At 61.9% G+C, this 11,047-nt stretch carries 6 protein-coding genes; all 6 read right to left on the reverse strand.

Features of this window, described 5'->3' with window-relative positions; all coding sequences use genetic code 11:
- Positions 1–109: 109 nt before the first annotated feature.
- Positions 110–1,315, reverse strand: a complete 1,206-nt coding sequence (locus KHO31_RS30760; protein WP_201075631.1) for a tetratricopeptide repeat protein — start codon at positions 1,313–1,315, stop codon at positions 110–112.
- A 9-nt stretch (positions 1,316–1,324) separates the two neighbouring features.
- The gene (locus KHO31_RS30765; protein WP_201075632.1) at positions 1,325–1,753 is read right to left on the reverse strand and encodes an ExbD/TolR family protein; all 429 of its coding nucleotides are present in this window, start codon (positions 1,751–1,753) and stop codon (positions 1,325–1,327) included.
- Between the two features lie 11 nt (positions 1,754–1,764).
- Positions 1,765–2,187 (reverse strand): ExbD/TolR family protein, encoded by a 423-nt coding sequence (locus KHO31_RS30770; RefSeq protein ID WP_201075634.1) that lies wholly within the window; start codon positions 2,185–2,187, stop codon positions 1,765–1,767.
- Between the two features lie 12 nt (positions 2,188–2,199).
- Positions 2,200–3,105 carry a MotA/TolQ/ExbB proton channel family protein gene (locus KHO31_RS30775; RefSeq protein ID WP_201075636.1) on the reverse strand — a complete coding sequence of 302 codons (906 nt, stop codon included), beginning with the start codon at positions 3,103–3,105 and terminating at the stop codon, positions 2,200–2,202.
- 77 nt (positions 3,106–3,182) lie between these two features.
- Positions 3,183–3,845, reverse strand: a complete 663-nt coding sequence (locus KHO31_RS30780; RefSeq protein WP_201075663.1) for an energy transducer TonB — start codon at positions 3,843–3,845, stop codon at positions 3,183–3,185.
- A gap of 1,013 nt (positions 3,846–4,858) precedes the next feature.
- Entirely contained in the window at positions 4,859–10,744 is a 5,886-nt protein-coding gene (uvrA, locus tag KHO31_RS30785) for an excinuclease ABC subunit UvrA (protein ID WP_201075638.1), read from the reverse strand.
- Positions 10,745–11,047 lie beyond the last annotated feature (303 nt).

Consider the following 11,047-nt stretch of genomic DNA (forward strand, 5'->3'; position numbering starts at 1 on the left):
CGATTACTGAAGGCTCGCGCTCCATCAGGCGAGAATGTGCCGTCCGATTCGATGCATGGGTATCTCGGCAACACTCCGCAAGATGGGACATGTCGGAAACAGAATGCCGTTACTTCGACGCCACCAGCACCCACAAACGGGCGAGGTCGGCTGAACCGTCGGTGCCCTTCACGGCACGGAAGGTTTGCACTGCACGCGCTTTGTCGCCTGCCATGTAGTACGCCTCGCCGAGATGCAATTGCGCCTGATCCGGGTGATCGATTCCGCCCTTCGCAATCGCTGCGTCCATGGCTGTAAGACCTTGCTTGGCCTGTCCTGCGAAGACCTCGTTGAAACCGACGTCGACTGGCGCGACAGGATTCGCGGGATCGGCCGGTGCCTGCATCCGTTTTGCGGCGAGCGCCTGCAGCCGCTTCTCGCGATCTGCCTGCGCATCGTGGCCTAAAACACCTGACGCAAAGCCCTGATCGATGACCTGCTTACCTTCGGCTGTCGTGCCGGCCACGATCGCGAGTTGCGTCATCTCCATGTAGTCGTCGGCGGTGGTGAGCGAACCCGTCGCGCGGCGCAGCCGGTAGGTGTCGATATCAAGCGCTGATGAATAGCCGGGCTTGCTGCGAATCGCGTTGAACAGATCGTCCCAGTAAGACTGCTTCGGATGATAGGCAACCAGCTTTTCGAGCGTGCTGCGGTACGTCACGTCATCTTTCACACGTTGCGCGCACGTGCCGAGCAATTGCAGTTGCGACTCGTCGGGTGCGTGACCGGCGCGCACTTGCGCATCGACGCTCGGCTTGAGCAGGCTCACCACATTGCCGCAATCGTTCGACAGGTAGTAAGACTGCACAAGCAAGGTGTGCATGTCGGGATCGCTGCCGCCTGACTTCAGGTAGCGCTGTGCGACCTTCGCAGCCTGTGCGTAGTTTTTCTGCTGGAAGTAGATGCCTGCCAGCGCCGCGGTGGTGCGCTGCTCGTCAGCACCGGTCAGATGTCCTGAACTCAGCAAGGTTTCGTAGGCCTGGGCGGCCACACCGGATTCGCCGGCCGCCGCCGCCGCGGCGCCGCGCATCTCCTGAATCATGTAGCTTTCATAGGGCGTTTTGCCCGGCACGGCGTCGGCCTGATCGATCTTCGTCAACGCATCCTTGTACTTATGCGCGCGATACAGGTCCTGCGCGGCGTTCAGCGGCTTCGCCACATCCGGCCGCAAGGTGTCCGCAGCTTCAGACGTGACCGGCAGCACGACGAGCGCTGACAGCCCGCCGATAGCGGCCGCGATGACGGCGCGCTTGAACCGTTGATGGATCGTTAGCATGGCACTTCCTTATTGCATGTACTGCTCGTTGCCGATCAGGCCGATTTTCGTCGCACCCAGTCGTTGGGCGGACGCCATCACCGCCGCGACATCCCTGTACGGCACCAGCTTGTTAGGCCGCAGATGGATTTCCGCCTGCACCGGTTCGGCCGCCACCTGCGCAAGCCTGGATTCGAGCGCCGCGCGGTCCGGCACTGGCTGGCCGTTCCAGGTCGTGGTGCCGTCGAAGTCAATATCGATCTGCACCACTTCCGGCTGCGTGATCGGCGGCGGCGGATTGCCGACCGGCAAGTTCATCTTGATGGCGTGCGTCTGAATCGGAATCGTGATGATCAACATGATCAGCAACACCAACATCACGTCGATCAGCGGCGTGGTGTTGATGTCGACCATCACATCCGGTTCGATGCTGCCGCCGGAAGATACGTTCATTCCCATGATCGCCTCTCTTAGCCGCCGCGCGCGGGCGGCTCGGTAATAAACGAAACCTTGGCGATACCGGCGCGTTCGCACTCGGTAATGACCCGGCCGATGAATTCATAACGCGCGCTCTGGTCACCACGAACGTGCACTTCCGGTTGCGGCGTCATGACCGACACGGTTTTCAGGCGTGCCAGCAGCGTCGGCGCATCCACCTGCTTCTCGTTCCAGAAGAAATCGCCGTCGTGGTTGACCGCAATGACGATGCTTTTGGGCGTCGTTTGCAACGGCTGGATCGTCTCCTTCGGCAGTTGCACCGGCACCGTATGCGTCACCACTGGAATCGTGATCAGAAAGATGATCAGCAGGACCAGCATCACATCGACGAGCGGCGTGGTGTTGATACTGGAGATGACCTCGTCGCTATCATCCTGCCCAACGCTCATAGCCATGACCGACTCCGCTTATTGGACCAGCGATGCTTGACGAGCCGAGGCGCGCGTCGAGCGCCGGCTGCCGGCGAGCAAGACCGTGTGCAGTTGTGCGCCAAACGCGCGAACCCGCTCCATCACCGACTTGTTGCGGCGAACCAGGAAGTTGTAACCGAGCACCGCCGGCACGGCCACGGCAAGACCGATCGCGGTCATGATCAGCGCCTCGCCCACCGGGCCCGCGACCTTGTCGATCGAGGCCTGGCCGGCGATACCGATTGCCGTCAGTGCGTGATAAATCCCCCACACCGTACCGAACAGACCGACGAACGGCGCTGTCGAGCCGACCGTGCCGAGGAAAGCCAGACCGTCTTGCAGACGATTCGACACGTTGGTGATGGCACGCTCCACCGACGCATCGATCCATGTGTTGCGGTCGACGGCTTCGAGCAGTGCTTCGTCGTGATGCTCGCCTGCCTCGATGGCCGTTTCGGCGATGAAACGGAACGGCGACGATTCGTCGAGCAGCTTGGCACCTTCGACCAGTGACGGCGCGGTCCACAGTTGCTCGTCGGCACTCTTCGCGCGACGGTTCGCACGGAACTGCTCGAGGAACTTGGTGATCATGATGTACCAACTGCCCATCGACATGAGCACCAGCAGAATCAGCACAAAACGTGCGACGAAGTCACCGTTCTTCCAGAGCGCGCCAAGACCGTAAGGGTTGTTGACGGTTTCGGACGTAGCCGGCGCCGGGGGCGGTACCGCAACGTCCGCGGCCGAGCCGGCCGTTTGCGGTGCGGCGGTAGCCGGCGCCGCGGCCGACGCGGTGGCGTCGCTAGCTTGCGCGTGGGCCATTTGCGGTGCCACAAAGGTATCCACCGTGGTTACGGCGAACAACAGGGTTGCCGCCAATGCGGCGAGAGTACGCTTCTTCATGCCTGCTCCAAGTTCATTAGTACAACTTCTAAACCAAGACTGATAAATCGCTACCGGTACCGAACAGCCTGTGGGGTTCAGTTCAGGTTAAACGAGAACGGAACTTGCACACGGACAGCCTGGCCTTGGGAAACGCACGTGAACTGCTTGACCGCGTTGAACGCAGCCCGATCGAGTGAGGAATCGTCCGCCGATTTGGCAACACGTTCATTCGTAATATGGCCCTGCGGATCGACTACGAATTCAATCAGCACATCACCCGTCACGTTGTTCTCCTGCGCTTCCTTCGGGTAGCGGATCGACGAACGGACCTGATCCGAGTTCGGGCACACCACCCCGACTTCAGCGCTCACGGGCTTGCTCGGCGCGGGAGGCGCCGGCGGTGCGGCCGCTACGGCGGGTGCCGAAACGACCGGTGCGGACTGGTGCGTGATGGTCGGCTGCGGCGGTGTCTGCACCTGCACTTCCGGCGGCGGCACGAACGGCGGCGGCGGCGGTGCGAACTTCGGCGGCGGCAATTGCACGGTGGGCAACGGCGGCGGCGGAGGCGGCTTCACCGGCTCGATGATTTTCGTTTCAATAGGATGCTGGATGACCTGCACGACCTTGGTGGCAAGGCCATTGATGAGTGCATAGATCAGCACGATGTGCAGCAGCAGAACAACTGCGATTCCGCCGAAGCGGCGTACTGGGTTTTGCTGCTTGCGCCCAAACTCACGCGGGCGTCCTGGCCTTTCCATACGGGCCGTTGCTGCCGGAAAATGCCCTTCGACTTTCGTACCCACCTTTACTCCTCCGGCGTGAACCGTCCATTTCTGTAACTGCAGCGCGCTTACATACGGCAACCAACGTTCACTTCAGACAACCGCATCCATCGTCCGCGCCATTGATTTGCATTCCTATATTTAATCTATAGGGCCCAACCCTGATTCAATGACACGCGTACGGCTGCGCAATGCTCCAGCGGTCATTCACACCAGCCGAATGGTCATCTAAGTAGAACTACTAATAGATTGAGTTCGACCCGCTCATTTCCGTCTGGCATGAACTGCTGGAGACAATTTGATCGAAGCGCGCTGAGGCTCCTGAACTTTTTGCGCGATTGTCACCTGCGTTTCATGGGAGGCAACAATAGCAGGACAAAAAATGCGGGGTCAAACTTTTTTTGATGGGAGCATACTAAGTTTAGAGAGAACACTCTAACTAATGCCCTATTCGCGTCGCTTTAAAAGAATAAGCGTGTGTCGAACAGATGCGCGTACGCTTTTCGTGTCTCGCCAATTGGGACGCGGCCGCTATTGCGGCCTTCCGTGGCACGTCATGAACGGCCGGCTGATCGCTGGTGATGCATGGCGCGACAGCCCGCCAGGCGGGCCTTTCGCGATGGCGGCATGGCAACCGGCGGGATCGCGGACAGCATGTCTAACGTGATGATCAAGCACCGAGCGAGGGCCAGCGTCGAAGGCGAGAAGATAGCAGAAGGAAAACGGCGTTTGAAAATCTTTTTAGCGGTATTTACGACACTCTAAATGAACATTTCAATTACGCCATTTATATAATTACAAACTCGTTCTTATTAATTACATATTGCCAACGTCATTGAAATGACCGGCTCCGACATGCCGGGCGCCTCGGCGGCACGTGTTCGTGGAACGCAAGGAGCAGATGGCCGCGCGTAGCTCCCGCGCGTGCCCCCTCCAGATTGAACGACCAGGCCGGAACGGCGCAAAGTTCATTGCGCCGCTCCGTAGCCTCAACCGTTGGTTCCTTCGCTCGCGGTCACTGCCGTGTCGTTCGGCGTTCGCGCAAGCACGGAACGCAACGCCGCACCTGTGTGACTAGCGGCAACGCGAGTCAGACCTTCGGGATCCGTAGCGGCGACGATCGTACCGCCACCCACACCGCCTTCGGGGCCGAGATCGATGATCCAGTCCGCCTCGGCAATCACGTCGAGATCGTGCTCGATGACGACGACGCTATGGCCGCCATCCGCGAGACGATGCAGCACGCGAATCAGCTTCGCGACGTCCGCCATATGCAAGCCGACAGTCGGTTCGTCCAGCACATACAGCGTGTGAGGCGGCTTCTGACCACGCCGGGTGATGTCGTCGCGCACCTTGCTCAACTCGGTAACGAGCTTGATACGCTGTGCTTCACCGCCCGACAGCGTAGGCGACGGCTGGCCAAGCGTCAGATAACCGAGCCCGACGTCTTTCATCAATTGCAAGGGATGCGCGATGTTCGAGATCGGCGCGAAGAACTCGACGGCTTCGTCGATTTCCATGGTTAGCACGTCGCCGATGTTCTTGCCGCGCCACGTGACCGCCAGCGTCTCCGGGTTGAAGCGCTGCCCGTGACAAACGTCGCACGGCACCTTCACATCAGGCAGGAAGCTCATGCCGATAGTGCGCACGCCTTGCCCTTCACAAGCGGGGCAACGTCCTTCGCCGGTGTTGAACGAGAAACGCGATGCGGTATAGCCACGCGCGCGCGCTTCAAGCGTGCCGGCGAACAGCTTGCGGATCGCATCCCACACGCCGATGTAGGTCGCCGGACACGACCTCGGTGTTTTGCCGATCGGTGTCTGATCGACTTCGAGCACACGGTCGATGGTTTCCCAGCCGGTGATCGAATCGCACCCTTGCCATGCATGCGTGACGTTCAGCGGCGCACGCGGCGCTGTGCGCGCCAACACGCTCGAACGCCGGTTCGCCGCCGGCTGGGTCTCGGCCGCCGCACGCGCACGCCGCGTGGCCGGCGACGACAGCACCGAGCGCCCCACCGCATCCAGCAAATTGGCCATCAGCACGTCGCGCGCGAGCGTCGATTTGCCCGAACCGCTCACGCCAGTCACCGCCACCAGCCGTGAAAGAGGAATGCCGACGGTGACGTTCTGCAGGTTGTGCAGCTTGCCGCCGTGTACCGTCAGCCAGTTCTCCGGCACTGCAGTTGCGCGTTTGGCCGGCGCGACCACTTCGCGGCGCGGCTGCAACGGATGCACGATCGGATGGGCGAGAAACTGCCCGGTCAGCGAATCGGGCTGCGCCGACAGATCGGCCACGCTGCCCTGCGCGACCAGCGTGCCGCCCCGCTTGCCCGCGCCCGGTCCGATATCGATGATGTGATCAGCACGCCGAATCGTGTCTTCGTCATGCTCGACCACCACCAGCGTATTGCCCTTCTCACCCAGTTTGCGCAAGGCGTTGAGCAAAATTTGATTGTCGCGCGGATGCAGGCCGATGGTCGGCTCGTCGAGCACGTAGCACACACCTTGCAGGTTGCTGCCGAGTTGCGCGGCGAGCCGGATGCGCTGCGCTTCGCCGCCCGACAGGCTCGGCGCCGCACGATCGAGACTCAGATAACCGAGCCCGACTTCTTCCAGAAATTGCAGACGGCTGCCGATTTCGCTGACCACGTCGCGCGCGATTTCCGCGTCTCGACCGGTCATCTCCAGCGTATCGATCCACGCGCGCGTGTCGGACACGGTCCATTGCGCGACGTCGACGATGGCCTGCTCGCCGAACGTGACCGCGCGTGCGGTTGGGTTCAGACGCGTACCCGCGCAATCCGCACACGGTTCGTCGACGAGGCCTTCCGGCTCCTGCTCCTCGGAAGGCAAGCTCTGCTCACGGCCGCGGTTGTCGTCGACGATCACGGTATCGTCGTACGCCGCGCGTTGTTCGCGCGTCAAAGCGAGGCCCGTGCCGACACACGTCGTACACCAGCCATGCTTGCTGTTGTACGAGAACATGCGCGGATCGAGTTCGGGGTAACTCGTGCCGCATACCGGACAGGCGCGCTTGGTAGACAGTACCTTCACCGTGCCGAGTTTCGCCGTGGGCCGGCCGCCGCTGATCGCGTCGTGCAAACCGTCGAGCGGCGCCAGCAGATGCATGACACCCTTGCCGATTTCCAGCGTCTGATCGAGCGCATGGCGCAGTGCCGCTTCGTTGTCCGGCGACACGACGAGGTCGGTCACCGGCAGCTCGATGGTGTGCTCGCGGAAACGATCGAGCTTCGGCCACGGGTCTACCGGCACGAACTCGCCGTCCACACGCAGATGCGTATTGCCACGCGCTTTCGCCCACTTCGCGAGATCGGTATAGACGCCCTTGCGATTCACGACCAGCGGCGCGAGAAAACCGACGTGCTGCCCTTTGTGATCGCGCAGCAATTGCGCCGCAATCGATTCGACACTTTGCGACGTGACCGGCGTGCCATCGTGGATGCAATGCTGCAGACCGAGCTTCACATACAGCAGGCGCAGGAAGTGCCAGACCTCAGACGTGGTCGCCACCGTACTCTTGCGGCCGCCGCGCGACAAACGCTGTTCGATCGCGACGGTGGGCGGAATGCCATACACCGCGTCGACCTCTGGGCGCCCGGCCGGCTGCACGATAGAACGTGCATACGCGTTCAGCGATTCGAGGTAACGACGCTGCCCTTCGTGGAACAGAATGTCGAAGGCCAGCGTGGACTTTCCGGAACCGGACACGCCGGTAATCACGTTGAATTTGCCGTGCGGAATATCCACGTCCAGCGCTTTCAGATTGTGCTCGCGCGCGTTGACGATGCGCACCACATCCTCGCCTTCGATAGCCCGCCGCGCGCGCGCCGCGCTCAGTGCCTTTTGCAGCGGGATGCCTTGCGACGCCGGATCGGCTGCGGCGTTCATGGCGCGGTCATATTGCAGCAGCGCTTCGCCGGTATGCGATTCCGGGCAGAGCTTGACTGCTTCCGGCGTGCCCGCGCATAGCACCCTGCCACCGCCGTCGCCACCTTCTGGACCGAGGTCGATCAGCCAGTCGGCCGCACGGATCACGTCGAGATTGTGTTCGATCACGATCAGCGAATGGCCGCTCGCCAGCAGTTTGCCAAACGCCTGCATAAGCTTGGCAATGTCGTCGAAATGCAGGCCGGTGGTCGGCTCGTCGAACATGAACAGGCGTTTTGCGACCGGTTGCTTCGCACTACGCGCGGTGCGCGCCTGCGCCGATTCCGCGAGGAAACCCGCGAGCTTGAGCCGCTGCGCTTCGCCGCCGGATAGCGTGGGCACCGGCTGGCCAAGCTTCACATATTCGAGACCCACGTCGACAATCGGCTGCAGCACGCGCAATACTTCGGCATCCTTGGCAAAGTAGGTAGTGGCTTCGCTTACCGTTAATTCCAGCACGTCGGCAATGCTCAAGGCACGCGCCGGCTCGCCGCGCTCGATTTTCACTTCGAGTAGTTCTGCGCGATAGCGGCGCCCATCGCAATCCGGGCAGCGCAGGTAGACGTCGCTCAGAAACTGCATTTCGATATGTTCGAAGCCCGAGCCGCCACAGGTCGGGCAGCGCCCGTCGCCGGAGTTGAAGCTGAACATGCCGGGGCCGTAACCGCGTTGCTGCGCGAGCGGCGCCTTGGCGAAGAGCTTGCGGATTTCGTCGAATGCGCCGACATAGCTGGCCGGATTCGAGCGTGCGGTCTTGCCGATCGGCGACTGGTCGACGAATACCACGTCAGTCACCTGGTCGGCGCCCGTCAAACTCCTGAATGCGCCGGGCGATTCGGTGGCAAGACCGAAGTGTCGCGCCATGGCCGGATACAAAACGTCCTGAAGCAAGGTGGACTTGCCTGAGCCCGACACGCCCGTCACGCAGACGAGCCGCTGCAGCGGAATCTCGACGGTAACGTCGCGCAGATTATGTTCCGTTGCGCCTTCGAGCGCGATGCGTGGCGTACTGTCGTCCACCGGACGCTGCGACCAGTGCGCCGCGTCCGCCACATGCCGGCGACCACCCAGGTATTCACCGGTTAGCGTGCCGGACGAGCGGATCGCCTCAGGCGCGCCGTCGTAAATGATCGAGCCGCCGCGTTCGCCGGGCCCCGGGCCCATGTCGATCAGACGATCTGCCGCGAGCATCACCGAGGGATCGTGTTCGACCACCACCAGCGTGTTGCCCGCGTCGCGCAGCCGATGCATGGCTTCGACGATCCGGTTCAGATCGCGCGGGTGCAGGCCGATACTCGGCTCGTCGAGTACGAACAGGGTTTTGGTCAGCGAGGTGCCGAGTGCCGTGGTCAGATTGATCCGCTGCACCTCGCCGCCCGACAGCGTGCGGCTTTGCCGGTCGAGCGTCAGATACCCGAGGCCGACGTCACACAGATATTTGAGGCGCGTGCGTACTTCGGCGAGCAACAGCTTGAGTGCGTCGTCGAGCAATGCGCTCGGCAGGCTGATCTCGTCGAAGAAACGCCGGATGCGCTCGATCGGCATCAGCATCAGATCGTGCACGGTCAAACCCGGCAAGGACTCCAGTTGCGCGCGCGTCCACTCGACGCCGCGCGGCATGAAACGCTTCTCAGGCGCCAACCCCTCGTCCGCATTCTGCTTGCTGCCGAGGCGCCATAACAGCGATTCCGTTTTCAGACGCGCGCCGCCACAGGTTTCGCAAGGCGTATAGCTGCGGTACTTCGACAGCAGCACGCGAATGTGCATCTTGTACGCTTTCGATTCGAGATATTCGAAGAAGCGTTTGACGCCGTACCAATGGCTTTGCCACTTGCCGTTCCAGTCCGGCGAACCGTTGATGACCCAGTCGCGCTCGGCGTCCGTCAGCTCGCCCCAAGGCGTGCCGCGGCGGATGTCGGCTTTCGCCGCATAGCGCATCAGGTCGTCCTGGCACTCCTTCCAGGCGGGCGTTTGCATCGGCTTGATCGCGCCGTCGCTCAGCGTCTTGCGCGCGTCGGGAATCACCAGGCCGAGGTCGACGCCAATCACGCGGCCAAAACCCCGGCAGACTTCGCATGCGCCATAAGCCGAGTTGAACGAGAACAGCGCCGGCTGCGGATCCGCATAGCGCAGGTCGCTCTCGGGGCTGTGCAGGCCGGTAGAGAAACGCCAGATTTGTGGCTCAGGCTCTTTCGCCTCCGGCGCGTCTGGCGCTACAGGCAGCACATAGATGTTGACGCGGCCACCACCCCGTTTGAGCGACGCCTCGATAGCTTCGACCACACGTTGCTTGTCGACCGCGCGCAAGCGGAAGCGGTCGGCCACCACATCGAGCAGCTTGCGCTTGCCGGTGGGTGAATCAACTTCGCGCTGCGCCTGCACACGCGTGTAACCGCTCGCGGAAAGCCATTGCTCCACTTCCTGTTCGGACGCCGTTTCCGGCAACTCAACCGGAAACGTGACGACCAGCCGCGGATCATGCTCCGCGGTGCGCTCGAGCAGCTCGGCGTAGATCGTTTCAGGCGTGTCGTGGCGCACTTGCAGCGCGGTTTTGCGGTCGAACAGTTCGGCCGCGCGTGCGTAGAGGAGCTTCAGGTGATCATTGAGCTCCGTCATGGTGCCGACGGTGGAGCGCGAACTGCGCACCGGATTGGTCTGGTCGATCGCGATGGCGGGCGGTACGCCGTCGACCCGGTCGACTTGCGGCCGGTCCATGCGGTCGAGAAACTGCCGGGCGTAGGCGCTGAAGGTTTCAACGTAGCGCCGCTGCCCTTCCGCGTACAGCGTGTCGAACACGAGGCTCGATTTGCCGGAACCGGATGGGCCGGTGACGACTGTCATTTCGCCGGTTCGTACGTCGAGATCGACGTTCTTCAGATTGTGCTGACGCGCGCCGCGAATGCGGATGATTCCATTAGATGCCAATTTATCCGACCGTCTGAATGAGTGGGCCACCTCTCACGGACGCCTCGCGACCGCGCAAGTTCAGTGCAACGGGGCAGGCGGGACGGCACGCCAAAAGCCCGGGTTGCAGCGGGATACTATACTGTATATTTATACAGGTGCGACCTGAAGGTCGCTATCGCAACTGTCTTGCCGATAGTAATTGGACAAGACCTGCTGTTCTGCCAGCAGTAGCCTACTCGATCGTGCGTCGCTGGTAACAGCGGGGTGCGAAGCATCGAGGACACCAACTGGGGCCGAAAGGCCAGGCCTGAGCCGCGAGGC

It is taken from the genome of Paraburkholderia domus (genome assembly GCF_905220705.1).
GTDB classification, from domain to species: Bacteria; Pseudomonadota; Gammaproteobacteria; order Burkholderiales; family Burkholderiaceae; genus Paraburkholderia; species Paraburkholderia domus.